Origin of the sequence: Hyphococcus sp., assembly GCF_041986965.1 — a bacterium.
Classification (GTDB): Bacteria; Pseudomonadota; Alphaproteobacteria; order Caulobacterales; family Parvularculaceae; genus Hyphococcus.
Genome location: NZ_JBHIXB010000004.1, coordinates 127775 through 149416 on the forward strand (window position 1 = coordinate 127775; position 21642 = coordinate 149416).

Consider the following 21642-nt stretch of genomic DNA (forward strand, 5'->3'; position numbering starts at 1 on the left):
TGGACAGGATGGAGTTACTCAACCGGCGTCCAGACCGCCTTGGTTTCAAGGAAGGCGTCGAGCCCTTCAAGGCTGCCTTCACGTCCCCACCCGCTCTCCTTGTAGCCGCCAAATGGCGCCATATGCGTCACCAGCCGGTAAGTGTTGATCCACACCGATCCTGTTCTCAGCCGGTGCGCGACGCGATGCGCCCGTGCAATGCTTTGCGTGAAGACGGCGCCGCCAAGTCCGTATTCCGTATCATTCGCGATCGCAATCGCCTCTTCCTCGCTGTTGAAACGGATAATTGAGGCGACCGGGCCGAAAATCTCTTCGCGCGCAATACGCATGGAATTCGTGACATTGGTCACGATAGTCGGCTTTATGTAATACCCGCCTAATGTCTCATGCGGCCCTCCGCAAAGGATGCGCGCGCCTTCATCCTCCGCGACTTCGAGATAACCCATCACTTTTTCGTAATTCTGCCGGTTCGAAATCGGACCCATCTGCGTCGCAGGGTCTATAGGGTCGCCAATGACCATGCTCTGCGCTGCGTCCGCCAGCGCAGCAACGAAGCTGTCGTGAATATCTTCATGCACAAGCACGCGAGACCCCGCCATGCAGGTCTGGCCAGCGGCCGCAAAAATCCCCGCCATGACGCCTTTGACTGCAGTCGGAATATCGGCGTCATCAAAAACAAGGCTGGCGCTCTTGCCGCCAAGTTCGCAGGTGACGCGTTTCATATTATCAGCCGCCGCACGAACAATCGCCTTTCCCGTCGCCGTGGATCCTGTGAAGCTCACCTTGTGCACATCGGGATGCGCGACAAGCGCGGCGCCGGCCTCGCGGTCCTGACTGGTCACAACATTGAAAACGCCGGCGGGAAATTCCGCCTTATCGACAAGCTTGGCGATCTCCAGCGCAGAGGCGGGCGTGTGCTCTGACGGCTTGGCGACAATCGTGCAGCCGGCGGCAATTGCTGGGCCCAATTTGTATAGAAGCTGGCCGCCCGGCGAGTTCCACGGGGTAATCGCTGCGACCACGCCAACCGGCTCGCGCCTTGTATAAACGAAGCTTTCTGGGATCGGCAGATTTTTCACTGGCAGCGGCAAGGGCGCTGCAATCATGCGCCCGTCAATTTTATCCGCCATGCCGGCCCAGTAATACAATAGCTCCGCCGCTAGCATCCATTGCAGGCGTTGCTCTGTAATCAGTTTGCCATTGTCCTGCGTTTCAATCTCCGCAATGTCAGGTCCGTATTTTTCCACGAGCGCCGCCAGACGACGCAATAAGCGCGCCCGGTATTGCGGAAGCGATGTGCGCCACTCCTCCGACTCAAATGCGCGCCGCGCCGCGGCGACCGCCAGATCGATATCTTCTTTTCCACTATCCGGCGCGACCGCCCACGGTTCACGAAACGTAGGATTTTCGGACTCAAAGGTCGCGCCCGAGACCGCATCCGTCCATTTACCATCAATATATTGTTGATATGTGCGCAGGACGGCCATGGTCCCTCCTCCTTTATTGGTTTTCTTGCTGGACAACCTAAGGGAGGCTGGCGGGCCAGAGACCCGCCCAAAGGATGGGCCGCTGCAGCCGGTGAAATTTTGTCGGTCCCGCCCCCAACCCCGACTTTGGGCTGGTACATGGGCCATCTGCCCGCCCTAAGCTGGCGCAAACATATAAAATATGACGGCCGGCATGCATGAACCCAAGATCGGCCGCATTTTTGGGAGGGTATAAATATGTGTGTTCGTCACTTTTTGATGTCCTGCGTCAGCAGCATCGCATTCGCAACTGCAGCACAAGCGCAAGAGGATAATGCGGCGGCCAACAGCAGCGCCGGGCTCGACAACATTGTCGTCACGGCCCAGCGTCAGTCGCAGAACCTGCAAAGCGCTCCCCTCTCCATCACCGCGGTGACAGGCGAAACCCTGGAAGCGCGCGGCATCAACAATGTGCAGGACCTTGCATTGCAGACGCCCAGTCTCGCAGTGAAGACGGACTTTGGCGCAGCGAATCCGAACATTTATATTCGGGGCGTCGGCATTGGGGACTTTAACGCTAATGTCACTGGCGCGGTCGGTGTCTATATTGACGAAGTCTATCAAAGCTCGCCCGCCGGACAGCTCTTCCAGTTCTTCGATACGGAACGGGTCGAAGTTCTGCGCGGCCCTCAAGGCACGCTATACGGCCGCAACACAACGGGCGGCGCCATCAATTTCCTGTCGCGCCGTCCCACTGACGAACTCAGCGCTTATGCGCGCGCCCTCTATGGCCGCTATGACGAAGCACAGGTGGAGCTCGGCGTCGGCGGCCCGATCGTTCCCGGCGTTGTGAAAGCGCGTATTTCCGGAACCTATCACCGCCGCGACGGCACGATCGAAAACACTTCGCCCGTCCTCGAAGGCGCGCCGGAGCGATTTAACGACCTAGACACAGGCGCCATGCGGCTGCTGGTCGATGTGACGCCATCGGACGCAGTCGAACTGAAATTCAATGTTCACTACGGCCGCAGCGAAACCACGGGCCTCAATTTCAACCACCGCGGCCTCCTTGACCCGGCCACCTTCACGCCTTGCTCTCTCGACATGCTTGATACTGGTGTTTGCGTCGACGCATTGGGGTATAGTGAAGGCTACACAGACCCAGACACAGTCCAGTACAATCACCCGAGCCGGGAACTGGTCGAAGTCTGGGGCGGCAATCTGAAAGCCGACATCGCCATCGGCGAATATTCCCTGACTTCAATATCAGCATATGAAGATGTCCGCCGCGACACGATTTTCGACGGCGACGACAGCCCGAACGACCTTCTGGACGCCGTGCACCGGCCGGAAAGCACTCAGTTCACGCAGGAAGTACGCATCGCTTCGCCGACAGAAAAGCGGTTTTACTGGCTCGCCGGCGGTTATTACTTCAACGAAGATCTGCATTTTGACGGCGCGTTTGACCTCTTCCGTGAAGTCCGCCCCGCCATCGCCGCCGCCGCTGCAGACCTGATGCTTGGATTGCCGCTGGAGGCCGGCTTCAATCCCACAGGCGGGCCTGATCTCGCCGCTATGCTCGGCAACCCGATCTTCGCCTATCCAACTCTCGCTAGCACTTATTCCTATGACCAGAAAGTGGAGTCATGGGCGTTCTTCGGGCAAGCCTATTATCGCCTTGCCGACTCTGTGACGCTGACGGGCGGTCTGCGCTATTCGGAAGAAGATCGCACTTTTGATTACATGTCCGCTCTAGTAGAGCCCTTCGTCACCATTCCCCTGGTTGAAGTCAGCGCTGCGCTCGGCAACAACAAGACGTCTTTTGACGATCTTTCCTGGCGCGGCGCCATCGAATGGCAGGCGACCGAAGACGTATTTTTCTACGCAAGCGCAAGCAAGGGATCGAAGTCCGGCGGCTTCAACGGCGCATTCATGCTCGATCCCATTCAAGCTGAGCCGTTCGGAGACGAAAGTCTTCGCGCCTATGAAGCCGGGGTGAAAAGCGAATGGCTTGACAGCCGCTTGCGTCTCAATGCGACAGGGTTTTACTACGACTACCGCGACCTGCAGGTCTATTCTCTGGAAAGCACAGGCGGCATCCCGCAGCAGGTATTGCGGAACGCGCCGAAGGCGCGCGTCTACGGCGCCGAGCTGGAACTATTGGCGCGCCCGGTCGAAGCGCTCGTCGTTAGCGCCGGCCTTAGCCTTCTCGACTCGGAAATCACCGCCGATTTTATCGGCGGAAACGGCGCTAATCTGCGCGGCAACGAACTCGCCTACGCGCCGAAAGTCTCGACGAGCGGCAGCGCGACTTACACCATCGACCTTCCGTCATCCGCGGCAATCATCCTGTCTGGTGATTACAGCTATCAGTCACGCACTTATACTGACACCCGCAATCTGGCGAACCTGCGCACCGGGGATGGCGTTATCGTCGGCCTGCGTGCGGCCTATCGCACGCCGGACGGCCGGACCGAGATAGCCGCATGGGGCAAGAACATCACAAATACGCGCTACATCACTTATGTCGCCGATCTCGGAGACTTCGGCTTTAACCGCGTGCAGTACACTGTTCCCGCAACTTATGGCGTCAGCGTACGCTTCAACTATTAGGTCAGAAAGGCGTCGGCGAAAGGCCCCGCCTGATTGGGAAACAAGGCGAAGAACAGATTGAAGCGATCTGCGTTCATAGAACTCTCAATCGAAACCGGTCAAAAAACGCTTCGCAAGCTGCATATAGCCGCTGTCCAATCAGGACAGCCGGCTAATCTCGAGCCCGGTGCCGACGGGCAGGAGGACGCTGTTGATCCCCGGCTTGGCGCGCACAGCTTTTCCATAGCGTTCGGTGTTTTCGCCGCCCGGATAAATCATATTGTCCGCGACGATGATGGCGCCGGGATTGAGCTTCGGAAAGAACGCCTCGAGACAGGCGACATACATATCCTTCCAGAGATCGAGCAGGACGAAATCGACGCCTGATGAAAGCTTGCCGATGAGTTCGACGGCGTCGCCAATCTGAAAGTCTACGTAATCTGCAAGCCCCGCTTTTTCCGACATTTTCTTTGCGTGGGCTGACTTGGACGCGTCCAGCTCCAGCGTCGTCACACGCCCGCCCGAAGCCCTTGCCGCATCACCCAGCCATATGCCGGAATAGCCGAAAGATGTGCCGATCTCGAGAATGTGCGGTGCGTCCATGCTGCGCGCGATCAGATTGATAAACGGACCGGTGTCCGGCCCGACCGACAACATGTGCTTGTCGAGAAAATCGGCGCTATTCTTGCCTTCGCGCTCATTACGCTCGCGCTGCATGCGCGTGTGATACTCGTCGAGAACAGCGGTTACCTTATCATCCATGGGCCCTATTCCCACTCGATCGTTCCCGGTGGTTTTGAGGTGACGTCATAGACGACGCGATTGACGCCGCGCACTTCATTGATGATGCGTGTGGCGCAGGCGCCCAAAAATTCATGCGGGAACGGATAATAATCTGCGGTCATGCCGTCGGTTGAAGTGACGGCGCGCAGCGCCAGCACATGATCGTAAGTGCGCTCATCGCCCATGACGCCGACCGTGCGCACGGGAAGCAATACGGCAAAAGCCTGCCAGATGGCGTCGTATAGACCCGCTTTCCTGATCTCATCGAGATAGATGGCGTCGGCCTTGCGCAAGATATCCGCTTTTTCTTTCGTGACTTCGCCTGGAATACGGATGGCGAGCCCTGGGCCCGGGAACGGGTGGCGCCCAACGAAATGCTCAGGAAGCCCAAGCTCGCGGCCCAGCGCCCTCACCTCGTCTTTGAAAAGCTCGCGCAAGGGTTCGACCAGTTTCAGATTCATCCGCTCCGGCAGACCGCCCACATTGTGATGCGACTTGATCGTGACCGACGGCCCGCCGTCGAAAGAGACGCTTTCAATGACGTCCGGGTAGAGCGTTCCCTGCGCCAGAAATTCCGCATTCTCGATCTGCGAGGCTTCCTTGTCGAAGACGTCGATGAAAAGGCCGCCAATAATCTTGCGCTTTTTCTCCGGGTCGTCGACGCCGGCAAGCTTGCCGAGGAACAAGTCCTCCGCCTCAACATGGATCAGCGGGATGTTGTAGCTGTCGCGGAAGAGACGCACGACCTCCTCACCCTCGCCCGCGCGCATCAGCCCCGTGTCCACAAAAACGCAAGTCAGCTGCTCGCCGATGGCTTCGTGTATCAGCACGGCGGCGACGGAGGAGTCGACGCCGCCAGATAGGCCGCAAATGACGCGGGCGTCGCCCACCTGTTCGCGGATCTGGGCGATCGCCTCCTCGCGGAACGCGGCCATGGTCCAGTCGCCAGTGAGCCCCGCGATCTTCTGGACAAAATTCGCAAGCAGCTTCGCCCCGTCCGGCGTGTGCACCACTTCCGGATGGAACTGCACAGCGTAAATCTTGCGGGCCTCGTTCGCGATGGCCGCGAAGGGCGCGCCGTCGGATTTGGCGATGACTTCAAAACCGTCAGGGATCGCGTTCACGCGATCGCCATGGCTCATCCACACCTGATGGCGCGAACCCGGCTCCCACACACCGTCAAAAAGCTGGCTTGCTTTCACCACGTCGATCATGGCGCGGCCGAATTCGCGATGATCGGAACTTTCAACATCGCCGCCAAGCTGGGCGCAGATGGTCTGTTCGCCGTAGCAGATGCCGAGGATCGGCGCGCCGTAATCATAAACCGCCTGATCGGCGCGCGGGCTCGTCTCGATTTTGACGCTGGCCGGGCCGCCGGAGAGGATAATCGCCTTGGGCCGGAAATCGTCCAGAAACGCCTTGTCGACGCGATTGAAAGGATGAATTTCGCAATAAACCCCGGCCTCGCGAAGGCGGCGGGCGATGAGCTGCGTCACCTGGCTGCCGAAATCGACAATCAGGGCCCTCTCATGTTGGGGGGCGTGCATTTGGGCTTGAGGATCTGGCTGCATGTTGAGCCTTTAGCTGAGTCTCACGGTAAGGTCACGCCTCTTTTCGCAAGCGCAACAGAGAATTTCCATGGCACTATAGGGCCTGGCGAACCCCCGTGAAAACTTATCCACGGGAGCCGGATTGCCCTTATACTTGCCGCCGCCCCATGCGTCCCCCACCACCAAAGTGGCGGCGCGTCGCCTTGACCCTCGGCGCGGCGTCGACGACCCTCTCACAAAACGGAGACGGGCGATGACGAGAGTTCTGGCCATAATTTTCTGGTTTCTGGCGAGCATGGCGGCGCAGGCGCAGATTTATGTGCTGACGCCCGATCGCGTGTTCGACGGCGAGGCCATGCGCGAAGGCTGGCATGTGCGGGTCGAAGGCGGACGCATCGCAGCCGCCGGGCCAAATGTGGACCAGACCGGAGCCGAGGTAATCGACCTTTCCGGCATGACGCTGACGCCGGGCTTCATCGACGCCCACTCCCATGTGCTGCTCCACCCTTATGACGAAACCTCGTGGAACGACCAAGTCCTCAAGGAGTCTGTCGCCGAACGCTCAGCGCGTGCTGTCAATCATTTGAAAGACACACTCGAGGCCGGCTTCACGACCCTGCGCGACCTTGGATCGGAAGGCGCGGGATTCGCCGATGTGGGGCTGCGCCAGGCGCTCGAAAAAGGCGTCATCAAGGGCCCCCGTCTTATCGTCGCCGGTCCCGCCATTGTCGCGACGGGTGTTTACGGACCCAAAGGGTTTCATGAGGGCGTGACAGTCCCCAAAGGCGCGGTTGAGGTCAGCGGCATTGAAAACCTGATCACGGAAACACGCCGCCAGATCGGCGGCGGCGCCGACTGGATCAAGGTCTACGCCGATTACAGCTGGGGGCCTGCGGGAGAGCCTCGACCAACATTTTCCGTAAGCGAATTAAAAGCGATTGTGGAAACCGCCAAGGCCGCCGGCGTCCCGGTTGTCGCTCATGCCGGACTTGACGAAAGCATGCGTATGGCGATTGAAGCCGGCGTCGAGACGATCGAACATGGCGACAGGGGCTCGCTGGATACTTATCGCCTGATGGCGCGCAAAGGCGTCGCCATCTGCCCCACCCTCGGCGCGGTTGAAGCGATTATGCGCTACCGCGGGTGGGACGGCCGCCCCGATTCTGCGCCCGATCGCATCACGGATAAGCACGACCAGATGGCGCGCATCCTTCGCGCCGGAACACCGCTCTGCAACGGTTCGGATGTGGGTGTTTTCGATCACGGCGATAATGCCTGGGAGCTGGAGCTCATGGTCGATTACGGTGTTTCACCGATTGACGCCTTAAAGGCGGCGACATCCGGCAACGCGAAAATCCTGCATCTTGAAGATGAGATCGGCGCCATTCACCCCGGTCTGGTCGCCGATCTCGCCGCCATGCCGGGCGATCCCTCCGCTGATATATCGGCTTTGCGCGCAGTCTCGTTCGTCATGCAGGGCGGAACGATTATCCGCCAGCCCTGACGAGGACAGCAACGAAAAATCCATCGGCGCGGATGTTGTCCGGCGTTAGACGAACCGCGCCCTCAGGCGTCATGCAAGGCTGAAGCGCTGCTTTCTCTTCGTCGATGAGCAGGCCGGATTTTTCCATAAACTCAAGCGCCGGCGCACGGGAGAATTCTGACTGCGTTTCAAGAAACGCGGCGAGCCTGTCCTCGTTTTCCTCCATAAGAAAAGAACAGGTGACCCAGACCATGCGCCCGCCGGGTTTGACGAAACGCGCCGCTTCCTTCAGCACCGCATCCTGCTCGCTCATCCGCGTTTGCAACTGTTTTTCCGTGAGCCGCCATTTGGTGTCGGGATGGCGCCGCCATGTGCCTGCGCCAGTGCAGGGCGCATCGACGAAAACCAAATCCATTTTGCCCGTGAGATCATCGAGCCCCTCTCCGCCCGCAGGCGAACGAATTTGGAGATTGCGGACGCCCGCGCGTTTGGCGCGATGAAACAAAGGCTGGAGACGGCGCGGATCACGGTCATAGGCGTAAAGCTGACCTGTGTTCTCCATCATCGCCGCGAGCGCCAGCGTTTTGCCGCCGCCGCCGGCGCAATAGTCCAAAACCTGCGCCCCTTTAACATCGCCGGCCGCCGAGGCCGCAAGCTGGCTTCCGAGATCCTGCACCTCGACCCAGCCCTTGTTGAAGGCTGGGATGACGGTGACGCCCGGGGCCTTTTCGCTTGGCTGCGGCGCCGCGATACGTGCGGCGGTTTTAAGCAGGGGCGCCGCTTCGGCTTTTACGGTCTTCAACGCCGTAAGCGCTTTTTCAGGCGATGCTTTGAGCGTGTTGAGGCGCAAATCGACATCAGCGCGTTCCGAAAACGCCGCCATGACCGCATCCACATCATCGCCAAATACACGCCGGAGGTTGGGCGCCAGCCAGTCGGGATAATCGCCCGCCTCTTCCAGCACGGCGCCCGAAAGCGTCGCCTGTTCATTTTCGGTGAGTGCGCCGGGACCGTGCTCTTCGGTGACAGCCGCCGCGATATCCTCGACGCGACGATTCCACAAAAACCCCAGCGCGCCAAGTATAGCCGCCCGGGCGCCTTCACTATCCATCGTCCTCGCCAGCGACCGCCGGCGGCGCAGCGCATCAAGACAAAGACCCGATATAAACGCACGGTCCTTGGCGCCCGCATAGCGGTTCGAGCGGCCCCAGTCTGCGATCGCCGTCCTCAACGGCACACGCCGCGCCTCAAAATCCTCAAGGATCTCTATCGCTGCGGAAATCCGTCCACCGAGCTGCATTCAGTTAGCCTTTTCAAATAAAAACGCCGCGATCATCCCTTTACGGATAAATCGCGGCGCTCAAAAGTGTTTAGCCGTTTATTACTCGACGCAGGGATCGAGGGCGGCGTGCAACTCGTCGGAGGAATTTTCATAATCCTCCATCGTGACAAGCGCCATCTGTTCGGCCTGAAGGTCCGCGTCGCCAGCGACCGCTTCGGCGATGCAGGCGCAGGGCTCGGCCGAAACGCCATTATTAGCGGCGAATTCTTCACAGGCCGACTGTGAGTCGCCGGCAAGCGCAGCGCTGGCGACGAGCGCCATGGCGCCCGCAAGAAGGTAAGCTTTTTTCATGGGTAAACTCCCTAAATCCTTGTGCGTTTTCATATCTGTCGGGCCCCCTTGCACCGGACGCTGCGCGACTTTCCGGTATGCCCGGGCCGGAGCCTAGCGCAATTCCGCCCCTCGCGAACAGACCGGCGGGGAAGACAAAGCCGTTTTCGATGGGAAACCCTAATTCGGCGTCGGGTAGTTCGGCGCTTCGCGGGTAATGGCGACGTCATGGACGTGGCTTTCTTTCAGCCCCGCATTGGTGATTTTGACGAACCGCGCGCGCTTTTGCATTTCGGCGATCGACGGCGCGCCCACATAGCCCATGGAGGCGCGGACCCCGCCCACAAGCTGATGCAGGATCGGACCGATCGGACCTTTATAGGGAACGCGCCCCTCGATCCCTTCAGGGACGAGCTTCATCTGTTCTTTCACATCGGCCTGGAAGTAGCGGTCGGCGGAGCCCCGCGACATGGCCGTAATAGAGCCCATGCCGCGATAGGATTTGTAGGAGCGGCCCTGATAGAGAAAGACCTCGCCCGGGGCTTCGTCAGTGCCGGCAAGCAGCGAGCCGATCATGACGCAATCGGCGCCGGCGGCGAGCGCCTTCGCCATGTCGCCGGAATATTTGACGCCGCCATCGGCGATGACAGGAACGCCCGCTTCGCGGCCCGCGCGCGAGGCGTCCATGACCGCCGTCAATTGCGGCACGCCGACACCCGCGACAATACGGGTCGTGCAAATGGAGCCCGGCCCGATGCCGACTTTCACCGCATCAGCCCCGGCGTCGATCAGCGCTTTCGCCGCGTCATAAGTGGCGACATTGCCGGCGATCACTTGCGTTTTGTTGAACGCGCGTTTTACGCGGCGAACCTGATCGACAACTTTCGAGGAATGACCATGCGCGGTGTCGATGACAATGACGTCGCATCCGGCGTCGATCAGCGCTTCGATGCGTTCATAGCCCGCATCGCCCACAGAGGACGCTGCCGCGACGAGCAAACGCCCTTCGGCATCCTTCGCCGCCATAGGATAGGCCCGCGCCTTTTCCATGTCCTTGACGGTGATAAGTCCGACGCAGCGATAATCATCGTCGACAACGACCACTCGCTCGATGCGGCGCTTGTGACAAAGCTCGCGCACTTCATCCTGCGATGTGCCGGGTTTCACTGTCACAAGATCCACCGCCGTCATGAGATCGCGCACCGGCTGATCGAGATTGCGCGCAAAGCGCATGTCGCGGTTGGTCAACACGCCGACGAGCTTGCCGACGCCATTGGCGTCGCGATTTTCCACGACCGGGAAACCGGATATGCTTTTCTCCAGCATCAATTCCTGCGCGGTGTGAAGGGTGTCATCCGGCGTCAGGGTGAGCGGGTTCACCACCATGCCGCTTTCAAAGCGTTTGACCCGGCGCACATGTTCGGCCTGAATCTCAACAGACAAATTGCGGTGAAGCACGCCAATGCCGCCATTCTGAGCCATGGCGATGGCCATTTCCGCCTCCGTCACTGTATCCATGGCGGAAGACAGCACCGGAATGTTGAGCGTGATCTCACGCGTCAGCTGCGCTTTCACATCCACCTCCGAAGGCATCACCTCGGACGCTCCGGGCTCCAAAAGCACATCGTCGAATGTCAGCGCTTCACGGATTTGCATGATCGTTACCTCACACCTCTATCGGATCGGACAGGACGCCGTCGGCGTCGAATGATTGCAGCAGAATTTCGCCAGGGCTGTCGACATCATTGGCGACAGTGATCTCAAGAACGCGCCTTGTGAGCGCCTTGGCTGACGGCATGAACTCTTTCAGCGCGATCCCGGCGCCGAGCGCGATATCCATGCCGGAGCCGCGCGCCCAGAAGCCGCCTTTGGCGACCGGGGTTAAACAAAACGAATTGTCGAAGTCCCAGATGGCGCCGCTCTTATGGATGAGAAGGCCATTGCCGCAATAGCGCTTCAACCCCTCCTCCATCTCGCCAATGTCAAAGGCGCCGTAAGCCTCCTTCATGAAGGTCAGAACTTCAAACGGCCGCGTTGCGTGTTTCGGAAAATCTTTCTGGTTGGCTTCCAGCGCTTCGAGTTTCGGGCCTGCGCCGGTGATGCCGATGGCCCAGTCATGGATCGCCCACCATTTTGTATCGATGGACGGCCCTACATAGCTGCCGATTGTCGCCCGGCCATTGGAACCTAGCCATGTCACGTTTTCAGCCTGATCATAGATTGCGGTGATGACTGTCATGACCGCCCCCTGAAGCCGGTTGCGACCACATATTTTTCCGCCGAATCCGAACGCGAGGCTTTCGGCTTGGCGTGTTTGACGCTTTCGAAATTCTGTTTGAGGCGGGTCAGCAAATCGCCCTCGGCGCCGCCGGCGAAAACCTTGCAGACAAAAGCGCCGCCGGGCGCCAACACGTCTTCGGCGTAATCAAGCGCGGCTTCGGCGAGCGCGACAATGCGCAAGTGATCCGTGGAGCGGTGTCCCGTCGTCGGCGCCGCCATGTCGGAGAGCACCACATCGGCTTCGCCGCTGAGCATCTCTTTCAGACGGTCGGGAGCTTCTTCGTCGAGAAAATCCATTTCGAGAATTTCCGCGCCCGGCACCGCTGGCACATGGAGATAATCGATGCCGACGACCTTGCCTTTTTTGCCAATGGCATTCACCGCGACCTGCAGCCAGCCGCCGGGCGCGCAACCGAGATCGACGATCCGGGCGCCAGGCTTTAGCAGGGAAAACTTCTCGTCGAGTTCGAGAAGCTTGTAAGCGGCGCGCGAACGCCATCCCTCGGCCTTGGCTTTGCGCACATAGGGATCGTTCAATTGCCGCTTGAGCCAGAGCGTCGATGCGTAATCGCGCCGCTTGGCCGTCTTCACATGGACATTGAAGTCGCGCGGCTTGGCCTCACCGGCCATGGGCGCGTCTTTCTTGCGCGAGCGTTTTTCAGGCTCTGCGCCAAGCGCCGTCGTCGCGATATTGGTCTTTTTCGCGCGCTTTCGCCGGGTTTGCGGCGGTTTGGATGAGGAATTGCGTCGCTCCATGGGCCTTCATAGCGGAGTCTCAGGGTGTTTCAACCGGTTTTTGACGCAGCGCGGCAGGATCCGCAGACGGCCCGAAAACGGCTCATTTCGCCGCTCAAACCCATCATCTGGCCGTTTTTCGGAGAAAATTCGCGGCCCCGGACATCCAAACGGGAGGCCCGGCGCATCCAACAGGGTACAAGCCGGCGAAAAGCCGGGCGAACACGTTAAAAGTAAAGAAAAGGAAATTTGAGTTATGGCCGAAGATGTTCTCATCCCCCTCGTGGTTTTCGGGTCTCTCGCCGTGATTGTCGTGTCTGCTTTCTATTTCAGCTACAAAAAGCGGACTATCGTTTACGATGCGATCAAGGTCGCCATCGAAAAGACCGGCACGGTCGATGCGGCGCTCGTAGAGGCGATTATTCGCGACAATGTGGGGCCCTATGCGGATCTGCGCAAAGGCATCATTTTGATCGCCATCGCCGCCGCCTTTATCACGCTGGGCCTCGCCATCCCCGAGGAAGAAGCCGTCAGACCCATGCTGGGTGTTGCATCCTTTCCCGGCCTTGTCGGCGCGGCATATGTGGCGTTCCACTTCTTTGCGCCCAGAGAGCCGACGGTTTAGACTCGTCGGTCAAAGCGCGCCCGCGGCGGGAGGCCGCTCCATGGAGCCTGCTGACATCGAACTCGTCACGCTTGCGAAGGCCGCTCAGAACGAGCGCGCCTTCGCCGTGCTTGTGCGGCGCCATCAGGCGCGGCTGCGCGCGTTTTTGATCCGACTCTGCGGAGACGGCGCGCTCGCCGACGACATTGCACAGGAAGCCTTCATGAAGGCTCATGCCGGCCTTGCCGGCTTCAAGGGCGGCGGCTCTTTCCGGTCCTGGCTTTACGCCATCGCCTATCGCGAGTTCCTTCAGGATGCGCGCAAGGCGAAAGCGGCGGCAAGACTGGAAGACGCTCTGAAAGACAATGCGGCAAGTCCGCGGACCGATACACTCGAAGCCGGCATGTCGCTTGATCTTCGAAAGGCGCTTTCCTGCCTTGACGAGATGGAGCGCGCAGCAATCCTTTTATGCGACGCCGCCGGCTTTTCTCATACGGAAGCGGCGTCCGCGCTTGGGGCGCCGCTAGGCTCCGTCAAAACCTATGTGGCGCGCGCCAGAGACAAAATGCGCGCCGCCCTTTCCGACACCTCGACTGAAGGCGAGCAGAAGCCCACAGCCGTCGCCTCTCCTTCTCAACCAGTAAAGGGAAAGCATTATGTCTTCTGATCCTGTCGAAGATATCTTGAAATCGGATTTCGACGCATTGGCGGACCGGCTCACACGGGATCGCTTTGCAGAGCGTATCCTGTTCAAACTCGGCGCCCGCCAGCGCGCCCGGCTCGGCGTCGTGGCGTTTGCCGGCGGGATCGGCGCGGCCTTCGCGGCGTCTCAATTCACCGGCTTCGTCTCGGCGCTGGCGCCTGCGCTTGGAAACGCGGCGCCGGAAATGGCGTCGGCGGGGCTTTCTCCACATCTCCTCGCAGCTCTTATGCTCGCAGGCGCACTGACGGCGACGGCCCTGGTGCTGCGTCAGGATTTTTAAGGCGGCCTTCAAAAACGCCGACCTGTCCGAATGTTATAGCGTGCGCGCCAGGCGCTTCGCCCTGAATAATTTGCGGCAGGCGAATTTGAGACCTACACTTCGCGCATAGGTCGTGGGACCGCGAATTCAGGGTGGAGGTTATCATGTCATTGATGGATCAGTTGACGGATGTCGTTGTCGGCCAGATGGCGGGCCAGGCGGCGCAGAAGACCGGCCTTTCGGAAGGCCTTGCAGAAAAAATGATGCCGATGGCCATGGCGGCGCTGATGGCGGGATTAAAAAAGAACGCCTCCCAGCCCGAGGGCGCACAGGCGCTCGCCAATGCGCTCGACCGGCATGACGGCAGCCTGTTGAACAATGTTTCCGCGCTCGCCAATGACGATGTCCTTTCAGACGGCCAGAAAATCCTCGGTCACATTCTTGGCGGCAAACAGGACCAGACCGCACAGGCGCTCGCCAAAACCGCCGGCGTCGATCAGGGCCAGATCGCTCAGCTTCTCGCCATGGCGGCGCCCGCCGTGCTCGCTTCTCTCGGCCGCGCCAAGCGCGAACAGGGCCTCGACGCCTCAGCCCTCGCAGGGCTCGTCACCGAAGAAAGCGTGCGCGCGCAGAAATCGGCGCCGCCGGCCCTTGGCGGCCTCATGGGCTTTCTCGATCAGGACGGCGACGGCGACTTCAAGGACGACATTCTTGAGCAGGCCGGCAAGCAATTGCTCGGCGGCCTTTTCGGGCGGAAATAACCATCAAGGGAGGCACTTCGAATGCTATTCAAATTCGCAAAAGAAGCCGGCGAGAAATTTCGTGAAGGCGTCGCCAATATGGCCGAAGGCATCAAGGAGCGTATCCAGGGTCACAAGACTGAAGTCAAAGACCTGAAAGTCGAAGAGGCGGGCGACGGCCGCGTCGTCCTGAAGGGTAAAGCGAAAAACCGCGCCGAGGCGGAGAAAGCGATTGTCGCCGCCGGCAATACGCCGGGCGTTGGCGAAGTCGAAGCGCATATTGATATCGAGGATGAGCCGGATCAGACGATCTTCTACACGGTCAAATCAGGCGACACGCTCTCGAAAATCGCCAAGGAGCATTATGGCGACGCCATGAAATATCCGGTGATCTTCGAGGCCAACACACCGATGCTCTCCGATCCGGACAAGATCTATCCGGGCCAGACATTACGGATCCCGTCGATCAACTAACAAAAAACGGCGCCCCAAGAGGCGCCGTTTTCTTTTCAAACCGGAGACCGGTTTAGATTTTTTGCAGGTTGCCCGCAGAGGACTTGCCGCGATCGGTTACGATTTCGAACTCGATCTTCTGGCCTTCGACCAGGGCCGACATGCCAGCGCGCTCAACAGCGGTTGCGTGGACGAATACGTCCTTGCCGCCGTCATCAGGCTGGATGAAGCCGTAACCTTTTTGGCCGTTAAACCATTTTACAGTACCAGTCGCCATTTTTAGTCTCCTTTGACATAAGGCGCGCCTGCGAAGTCTGTTGTCCTCGCAGGCTGTTGGCCGCCGCCTCTAAAGAGACAGCGTCCGGTGTATGCAAGCTCATGTCTTGGAAACGTCGAAGTTCAGCAGACGGTGTTAGCATCGGCCGCGGTTCGGCTGCGGCCCAAAACAGAAATTGCGAACCCAGATATAGGCGTCCCTCACCCGCTTCGCAAGTGACGAAAATAACAGGATTTTTTCGGGGATTTTTAAATCGATTTGTAGAGATAAAGCGACGGGATCGCGGCGGCGAAACCCGCCTTTTCATAGGCGCGCCGTGCGGGCGCATGCGCCTCGTCGCCGCCCGTTCCGACTGTGGCGACTTTCATTCCCGCCTCTTTCATGCGGCGAAGAGCAAAAGCGTAGAGCTTTTCGCCAAGCCCCTCGCCCTGACAATCCGGGTCGACAGCGTTCAGATCGATCTCCCCAATCAGGGTTTCCCGGTTCAGCGACAGAGTGCAAAAGCCCGCAACCTGTCCGCGCCGCTCAATGACATACACCTCACGATCGGAATCCGGCCCGCAGTAACGATCAAGCAGAGCCGCCTGCTCTTTTTCCGCGCCCGCAAACGCCACTGACGCGATCCTTTCGCCCACCAATTCCCGAAAGGACGCAAAGACCGGCGCAAAAGCCGCTATTCTTATTTCATGGAGTCTTGGCAGATCCGCCGGCCGGAAAGGCCGGATGCGGCAATCGTCACTCATGCGACAGTTCAAACGTCGCCCGCCCGGTCATCAGTCGTCCCGGTAGACTTTTTCCTCGCGCTCATGGCGCTCCTGCGCCTCGAGGGAAAGGGTCGCGATGGGACGCGCATCGAGACGGCGCACGCCGATGGGCTCGCCAGTCTCTTCACAATAGCCATATTCACCGGTTTCGATCCGGCGCAAGGCGGCGTCGATCTTGGAGATCAGCTTGCGCTGGCGGTCGCGGGTTCTGAGCTCAAGCGCCTTTTCGGTCTCACTCGACGCGCGGTCAGCGATGTCCGGCAGGTGGTTGTCATCTTCCTGAAGATTGGTCAGCGTGCCTTTGCTTTCCTTCAGGATGTCCTGTTTCCAGGAAAGGAGCTTTTTCTTGAAATACTCCTTTTGACGGTCATTCATGAAGGGTTCGTCTTCGGACGGACGATACTCATCAATCTCGGACGCAGACATGGCCTTCTCCCAACTAACAAGCCCCCTGCCCGAAGCCGATTCCGGCGCCGAGTCGCGGCTCTCTATAACGGCGCCGTCCCATGGGCTCAAGCAGGGTTTTCGCACCCAGCGCGTCATCGAAAAAAATTCATATTTTTGAAGTCTTGATTTTCAGTTGCTCTGAGGGAAATCGGCCGCCCGGAAGCCGATTTCGCTGCGGCGCAGCATATTGGGCCGCCGCCGCCGGGAGCCGTCCCATAAGGGTGTGAGAGCCCCTGAGCCCCGCCTCGCACAAGATACGAACAATTTCACTCAAATGCTCAAACCTTTGTTCTTCCGGGTTTCGTATAGCCGAAGAGCGCGCCCCTGAGGGCGAGCGAGCCCGCAGCCAAAAACCCTGCGGAACCGAGGAAAACACTGTGCGAGCCATGCAAGCCATCATGCAGCCCCCTGCACCCTGCCTGCCTCCTGAGGTCAACGCTCAGGATACGGAGCATACCGCCGCCAGCACTAAAGGAACGCCGGCATGACCGCCCTCGAAACGATCCATTCGCCAGAGGCCGCTGACCGGGTTGCGGCGCTAATCGACATCACGGAGTCCCTCAACCTCATTTTCGAAGAGGAAAATGAGGCGATAGAAGAAGATCGCCCGGAAGATGCGGCCCCTCTTCAGGAGGAAAAAGCCCGCCTCGCCTCGGCCTACGCCCAGTCGATCCGGATGATCGCCGCCGATCGCATCGGTGTCGCCGCCGTGGATGAGGCCGCGCTGGTGCGTTTGCGCGCCGTAACGGCGGTGTTCGAAGCGCGGGCTGCGCGCCAGCGGGCGCTGCTTGATGGCGTCGAAGAGACCGCCGAAACTGGCGAAGATTGCGGCCAGATCGCGTAGACAAGGCGCCGATGAGCGGGCTCCCACCGGGTTGTGATGGACCGCAGTCGATCGCCTGTTGTCAGGAAAAGCCGGACTTTCACCGCTAAGTTGTTCTTATTGCGTCGGAAATCTCCGTTCGCCCCAGACCGCATCGAGCCGCTTATTTTCCGCCGGAACATTCTACATTTCGCCCCTTTTTAAGGTTAAGGTGGCGCCGTTAGAGGGGTGGGAGTGTAGTCGTGAGAACTTCTGAAAATGGCGTCGAGCTAATCAAGCGATTTGAGGGGCTGGAGCTCGAAGCCTATCAGGACATCGCGGGCATCTGGACGATTGGCTATGGCCACACAGGCGCAGATGTACAGCCGGGCATGAAAATCAGCGAACGGGACGCCGAAGAACTGCTGCGACGCGATCTGAAGCCGCGCGAGCAAGCCGTTGAAGGCGCGGTCAAAGTCCCCCTGAACCAGAACGAATTCGATGCGCTGGTCAGCTTTGTTTACAATGTCGGTGCGGCGGCTTTTCGCGGCTCCACCGCCTTAAAGCGGCTCAATAAGGGCGACCGGGTCGGCGCCGCCGACGCGCTGACCTGGTGGAACAAGGCGACTGTTGGCGGCGTCTTGCGTGAAGTTCTTGGTCTTACACGCCGGAGGGCCGCCGAAAAGGCGCTGTTTTTGACCCCGACAGCGGCGCCGCAGGTGCGCGATCCCGAACAGCTGGATGAAAATTCCCGCGCGACGCCGGTTGAAGACTCACCGCGCCGCGGAAACGTCGCCGAGAGCCGGACCGTGCAAGGCGCCACTATCGCTGGCGGCGCCGGCGTCGCCGCCTCGACCATGGGCAGGGACAACGCCGAAGAGCTCGACCAGATCGAGACCAATATCGAAAACGGGACCGGCATGACCGAAAACCCGGAAGCCGGCGAAGGCTCAACCCCGCCCGCCAGCGAAACGCAAGGTAACGGCTCCGAGGGTGGCGAAGCAGGCGGCGAGGAAGCGCAAGGCGAAGAAGACGGCGGCGATAGCGCCCCGTCCACGGGCCAGTCCGGCGCTGATGTAGAAACCGGCGAAATGATCGAAGTGCCGGGCGACCGTCCATCAAAACATGAAGTCCATGCCGTCGAAGCGCAGGTGCAGTTTGCGCTCGTCATCCTCATCATCCTGTCGGTGCTGTTCGTGATCTACGCCCGTTTCGATGACTGGCGGAACTACCGGCGGTAACAGTTACTTCAAGAGCGTCCTCACCCGCTTGCGCAAAACGGGCAGCAGCTCCTCTTCAAACCACGGATTCTTTTTCAGCCAGACATTGTTTCGCCAGGACGGGTGCGGCGTCGCAAAATAGCGCGGCGTATAATCACGCCAGTTCTCCACCGTTTCCGTCAGGGTCTTTCTCGCGTCATCGCCCAAATGCCATTTCTGGGCGTAACCGCCCACGAGGATCATGGTTTCGAGTTTAGGCATCGCCGCCATAAGCCGCGCGCGCCAGGCGCCCGCGCATTCTTTTCGCGGCGGCTTGTCGCCGCCCTTGGCGTCATACCCGGGAAAACAAAAGCCCATGGGAATAATGGCGATCTTCTTTTCGTCATAAAACTCTTCATCGCTAACCCCCATCCATTCACGCAGGCGCACACCCGACGGGTCGGTGAAGGGTTTGCCGCTTTGATGAACCAGATTGCCAGGCGCCTGACCGAAAACGGCGAGCCTCGCTGTCGATGAGGCTCGCAACACCGGCCGCGGCTCATGAGGCAGCGCAGCGCCTTTCGGCGCCTCCACGCAAAGGCGGCAGGCGCGAATTTCTTTCAGGAGCGAGGCGAGGCTTTGTTTTTTGGCGGCCATAACGCTGCTATATTGAAATTGGCGAAAATGTCATCGCGCACGCATCACGATTACTTTCAATTTCAGGTGAAGGCACATGAAGATTATCAAAATGGATGTCACCGGCGGATGCCAATGCGGCGCGGTGCGCTATCGCACGGACAGAATGCTGGATAATTCCCATCTCTGTCACTGCCGCATGTGCCAGAAAGCCATGGGCAACATCTTCGCCGCACTCGTGGCGACGCCCAATGAAGCGCTGCAATGGACCCGCGGCGAACCGGCGGTGTTTCAGAGCTCCGATTACGCTGAACGCGGCTTCTGCGCTGATTGCGGCACGCCGCTCTTTTTCAACTCTCTTGACAATGACCGCATCAATCTCACGATCGGATCGCTCGACCATCCTGATCAGTTCCCGCCGCATAACCAGATGGGAACATCCTCGCGCATTGCGTGGTTTGTGGATATCGCAACCCTCAAAGTGACTGATTTTCCCGAAGAACCGGCGATGAATTCTGCGAACCGCCAGCATCCCGATCATGAGACGGAAAGCTGGCCGCCAAAACAGCCTTAATCACCTTTGGACAAATGAGCGAGCTTGCTCGCGTTCGCTTCCCAGTTCTGTCCGTCAAACGGGCGGATCTCGATTTTTGCAAACTGGCTGCGGTCCATGCAACGCAGATTCAACGCATAACCGTCCGGGTTCGAACGTGGGATATAAAAAGACTTCACACCGCAGGTTTTACAGAACCAATGCCGCGCCGTGCCTGTGTTGAAGCGGTATTCCGTGAGGTGATCGTCGCCGGTTAGCAGCTTGAATTTCGAACGCGGGACAATGACGTGGAGAAACCCGACCATCTCGCACATGGAGCAGTTACACTCGTCAGCGACGATCTCATCAGGAAGCGCCGCCTCCCATGTCACGGCGCCGCAATGACACCTTCCTGTTTTCTGGGCCGCCATCACCCGACCCAGATGAGGCCGATGACAGCGCCCGTCATCAGCGTCGCCAGCGTGCCGGCGATGAGCGCGCGCGGCGCAAGATCGATAACATCCATGCGCCGGTCCGGGGCCAGCGCCGTCAAGCCGCCAATGACAATGCCAAGGCTAGAGAAATTTGCGAAGCCGCAAAGCGAATAAATGACGATGAGCACGCTGCGCTCTGAAAAGGTGCCCGGCGGCGCTTCTGCAAGGCGAAGATAAGCGACGAATTCGTTGAGCGCCGTTTTCAACCCCATGAATTCGCCGGCCGCCTTGGCTTCCGACCAGGGAACGCCAGCCAGCCACATAAAGGGAGCGAAAATATAGCCCAATATGCGCTCCAACGTGATTGGGGCGCCGGCGACATCCGGCCCTGCGGACAAGATAATGTTGATCAGCGCCACCGCCGCAATAAAGGCGATCAATGACGCGAGAATATTGAGATAGAGGCCGAGCCCATCGGTGACCCCGCGCATGAAGGCATCCATGGTGCCGCCATAACCGAAATCGTCCGCAGCCTCGACCGGCGTCGGCGTTGCGCCTTTTTCCTCCGGCATCATCACCTGGGCCATCAGGATCGCGGCCGGAACAGAAATAATCGACGCGACAATGATATGACCCAAAATAGAAGGATCAATGTCTGCAAGAATGATTGCAAAAACCGCCATCACCGATCCGGCGACTGTGGCGAAACCGCCGGTGATGACAATCAGCATTTCAGCGCGCGATATCTTCGACAGGTAAGGACGAATGAGCAGCGGCGCTTCTGTCTGTCCAAGAAAAGTGTTCGCCGCCGAGGAGAGCGCCACTGCGCCGCCGACGCGAAACACTTTCTCAAGCAGAAAGGCGAAGCCGCGCACAAAAATTTTCAAAATGCCCCAGTGCCACATGACCGCCGACAAGCCGGAAAAAAAGATCACGAGCGGCAAGGCGCCAAAAGCGAAACTGAACATCGCGCCTTCATTCACAACCTCGAACGGCGCATCGCCGCCGCCAAGAAATCCAAAAACGAACGTTGTGCCCTCCCGGGTCGCGGCCTGTAAGACTTCGACCACGGTTTGCAGCGAGGCGAGGCCGGCCCGGGCCCAGGGTTGATAAAGAAGAAAGGCGGCGATCAGGATCTGCGCTGCAACCGTCCAGACCGCCGCAAAAAATGGAAAACGCATTTTCTGGCTCGAAAACAGCCATGCGATAGAGATGAAGACCACAAGACCTATCGCGCTCTGGCCGCGCAGGCCGATCTCGCTCAACTGCTCTGGCAAATCCATGAACCCCT

Annotated in this window: 23 protein-coding genes and 1 pseudogene; 10 read left to right on the top strand and 14 right to left on the bottom strand. The window is 59.4% G+C overall.

The features are described from left to right. Positions 1 to 14 precede the first annotated feature (14 nt). Positions 15 to 1487: an aldehyde dehydrogenase gene (locus ACFC5L_RS17095; RefSeq protein ID WP_375203905.1), complete on the bottom strand. Its 1473-nt coding sequence runs from the start codon at positions 1485 to 1487 to the stop codon at positions 15 to 17. 237 nt (positions 1488 to 1724) lie between these two features. Here ACFC5L_RS17095 and ACFC5L_RS17100 point away from each other — a divergent pair, with 237 nt between their 5' ends. Further along, positions 1725 to 4079, top strand: coding sequence for a TonB-dependent receptor (locus ACFC5L_RS17100; protein ID WP_375203906.1), 2355 nt, complete (start codon positions 1725 to 1727; stop codon positions 4077 to 4079). 138 nt (positions 4080 to 4217) lie between these two features. On the opposite strand, the gene ACFC5L_RS17105 is transcribed toward ACFC5L_RS17100, so the two are convergent. Continuing rightward, positions 4218 to 4820, bottom strand: coding sequence for an O-methyltransferase (locus tag ACFC5L_RS17105; protein WP_375203907.1), 603 nt, complete (start codon positions 4818 to 4820; stop codon positions 4218 to 4220). A 5-nt stretch (positions 4821 to 4825) separates the two neighbouring features. Further along, the gene (gene guaA / locus ACFC5L_RS17110) at positions 4826 to 6388 is read right to left on the bottom strand and encodes a glutamine-hydrolyzing GMP synthase (protein ID WP_375203908.1); all 1563 of its coding nucleotides are present in this window, start codon (positions 6386 to 6388) and stop codon (positions 4826 to 4828) included. Positions 6389 to 6644: 256 nt separating this feature from the next. On the opposite strand from guaA, the gene ACFC5L_RS17115 reads away from it, so the two are divergent. After that, positions 6645 to 7895 (top strand): metal-dependent hydrolase family protein, encoded by a 1251-nt coding sequence (locus tag ACFC5L_RS17115; protein WP_375203909.1) that lies wholly within the window; start codon positions 6645 to 6647, stop codon positions 7893 to 7895. Here ACFC5L_RS17115 and ACFC5L_RS17120 read toward each other — a convergent pair. The 5 genes from ACFC5L_RS17120 to ACFC5L_RS17140 form a co-directional block, all read right to left on the bottom strand. After that, a complete protein-coding gene (locus ACFC5L_RS17120) occupies positions 7879 to 9174 on the bottom strand; it encodes an RsmB/NOP family class I SAM-dependent RNA methyltransferase (protein ID WP_375203910.1) in 1296 nt (431 codons plus the stop codon). The genes ACFC5L_RS17115 and ACFC5L_RS17120 overlap by 17 nt on opposite strands. Positions 9175 to 9255: 81 nt before the next feature. Further along, the gene (locus tag ACFC5L_RS17125; protein ID WP_375203911.1) at positions 9256 to 9507 is read right to left on the bottom strand and encodes a hypothetical protein; all 252 of its coding nucleotides are present in this window, start codon (positions 9505 to 9507) and stop codon (positions 9256 to 9258) included. 159 nt (positions 9508 to 9666) lie between these two features. After that, positions 9667 to 11142: an IMP dehydrogenase gene (gene guaB, locus ACFC5L_RS17130; protein WP_375203912.1), complete on the bottom strand. Its 1476-nt coding sequence runs from the start codon at positions 11140 to 11142 to the stop codon at positions 9667 to 9669. Positions 11143 to 11152: 10 nt separating this feature from the next. Continuing rightward, positions 11153 to 11725, bottom strand: coding sequence for a hypothetical protein (locus tag ACFC5L_RS17135; protein WP_375203913.1), 573 nt, complete (start codon positions 11723 to 11725; stop codon positions 11153 to 11155). After that, on the bottom strand, positions 11722 to 12396 hold the full coding sequence (locus ACFC5L_RS17140; RefSeq protein WP_375204075.1) for an RlmE family RNA methyltransferase: 675 nt from the start codon (positions 12394 to 12396) through the stop codon (positions 11722 to 11724). Before ACFC5L_RS17140 ends, ACFC5L_RS17135 begins: the two co-directional genes overlap by 4 nt. A gap of 361 nt (positions 12397 to 12757) precedes the next feature. On the opposite strand from ACFC5L_RS17140, the gene ACFC5L_RS17145 reads away from it, so the two are divergent. From ACFC5L_RS17145 to lysM, 5 genes are all read left to right on the top strand, one after another. Then, positions 12758 to 13126 carry a hypothetical protein gene (locus tag ACFC5L_RS17145; RefSeq protein WP_375203914.1) on the top strand — a complete coding sequence of 123 codons (369 nt, stop codon included), beginning with the start codon at positions 12758 to 12760 and terminating at the stop codon, positions 13124 to 13126. A 40-nt stretch (positions 13127 to 13166) separates the two neighbouring features. Then, positions 13167 to 13772 carry an RNA polymerase sigma factor gene (locus ACFC5L_RS17150; protein ID WP_375203915.1) on the top strand — a complete coding sequence of 202 codons (606 nt, stop codon included), beginning with the start codon at positions 13167 to 13169 and terminating at the stop codon, positions 13770 to 13772. Further along, entirely contained in the window at positions 13762 to 14088 is a 327-nt protein-coding gene (locus tag ACFC5L_RS17155; RefSeq protein ID WP_375203916.1) for a hypothetical protein, read from the top strand. The genes ACFC5L_RS17150 and ACFC5L_RS17155 overlap by 11 nt, the downstream gene beginning before the upstream one ends. A gap of 143 nt (positions 14089 to 14231) precedes the next feature. Continuing rightward, positions 14232 to 14828 (top strand): DUF937 domain-containing protein, encoded by a 597-nt coding sequence (locus ACFC5L_RS17160; RefSeq protein ID WP_375203917.1) that lies wholly within the window; start codon positions 14232 to 14234, stop codon positions 14826 to 14828. 21 nt (positions 14829 to 14849) lie between these two features. Further along, a complete protein-coding gene (gene lysM / locus ACFC5L_RS17165; protein WP_375203918.1) occupies positions 14850 to 15281 on the top strand; it encodes a peptidoglycan-binding protein LysM in 432 nt (143 codons plus the stop codon). A 52-nt stretch (positions 15282 to 15333) separates the two neighbouring features. Here the strand turns inward: lysM and ACFC5L_RS17170 are convergent, their stop codons facing one another. From ACFC5L_RS17170 to dksA, 3 genes are all read right to left on the bottom strand, one after another. Further along, on the bottom strand, positions 15334 to 15537 hold the full coding sequence (locus ACFC5L_RS17170; protein ID WP_375203919.1) for a cold-shock protein: 204 nt from the start codon (positions 15535 to 15537) through the stop codon (positions 15334 to 15336). 248 nt (positions 15538 to 15785) lie between these two features. Beyond that, positions 15786 to 16151 (bottom strand): GNAT family N-acetyltransferase, encoded by a 366-nt coding sequence (locus tag ACFC5L_RS17175; RefSeq protein WP_375203920.1) that lies wholly within the window; start codon positions 16149 to 16151, stop codon positions 15786 to 15788. Positions 16152 to 16310: 159 nt separating this feature from the next. Further along, positions 16311 to 16727 (bottom strand): RNA polymerase-binding protein DksA, encoded by a 417-nt coding sequence (dksA, locus tag ACFC5L_RS17180; RefSeq protein WP_375203921.1) that lies wholly within the window; start codon positions 16725 to 16727, stop codon positions 16311 to 16313. 505 nt (positions 16728 to 17232) lie between these two features. On the opposite strand from dksA, the gene ACFC5L_RS17185 reads away from it, so the two are divergent. Beyond that, positions 17233 to 17592 (top strand): hypothetical protein, encoded by a 360-nt coding sequence (locus ACFC5L_RS17185; protein WP_375203922.1) that lies wholly within the window; start codon positions 17233 to 17235, stop codon positions 17590 to 17592. A 221-nt stretch (positions 17593 to 17813) separates the two neighbouring features. Continuing rightward, positions 17814 to 18251, top strand: a pseudogene (locus tag ACFC5L_RS17190) (lysozyme); the annotation flags it as partial. A gap of 543 nt (positions 18252 to 18794) precedes the next feature. Here the strand turns inward: ACFC5L_RS17190 and ACFC5L_RS17195 are convergent. Beyond that, a complete protein-coding gene (locus ACFC5L_RS17195; protein WP_375203923.1) occupies positions 18795 to 19406 on the bottom strand; it encodes a uracil-DNA glycosylase family protein in 612 nt (203 codons plus the stop codon). Positions 19407 to 19482: 76 nt separating this feature from the next. Here ACFC5L_RS17195 and ACFC5L_RS17200 point away from each other — a divergent pair, with 76 nt between their 5' ends. Then, complete coding sequence (locus ACFC5L_RS17200) at positions 19483 to 19959, top strand: GFA family protein (RefSeq protein WP_375203924.1); 477 nt, start codon at positions 19483 to 19485, stop codon at positions 19957 to 19959. Here ACFC5L_RS17200 and ACFC5L_RS17205 read toward each other — a convergent pair. After that, on the bottom strand, positions 19956 to 20348 hold the full coding sequence (locus ACFC5L_RS17205) for a GFA family protein (protein ID WP_375203925.1): 393 nt from the start codon (positions 20346 to 20348) through the stop codon (positions 19956 to 19958). The two genes, ACFC5L_RS17200 and ACFC5L_RS17205, sit on opposite strands and share 4 nt — an antisense overlap. Beyond that, positions 20348 to 21634: a NupC/NupG family nucleoside CNT transporter gene (locus ACFC5L_RS17210; RefSeq protein WP_375203926.1), complete on the bottom strand. Its 1287-nt coding sequence runs from the start codon at positions 21632 to 21634 to the stop codon at positions 20348 to 20350. The genes ACFC5L_RS17205 and ACFC5L_RS17210 overlap by 1 nt, the downstream gene beginning before the upstream one ends. Positions 21635 to 21642: the final 8 nt, after the last annotated feature.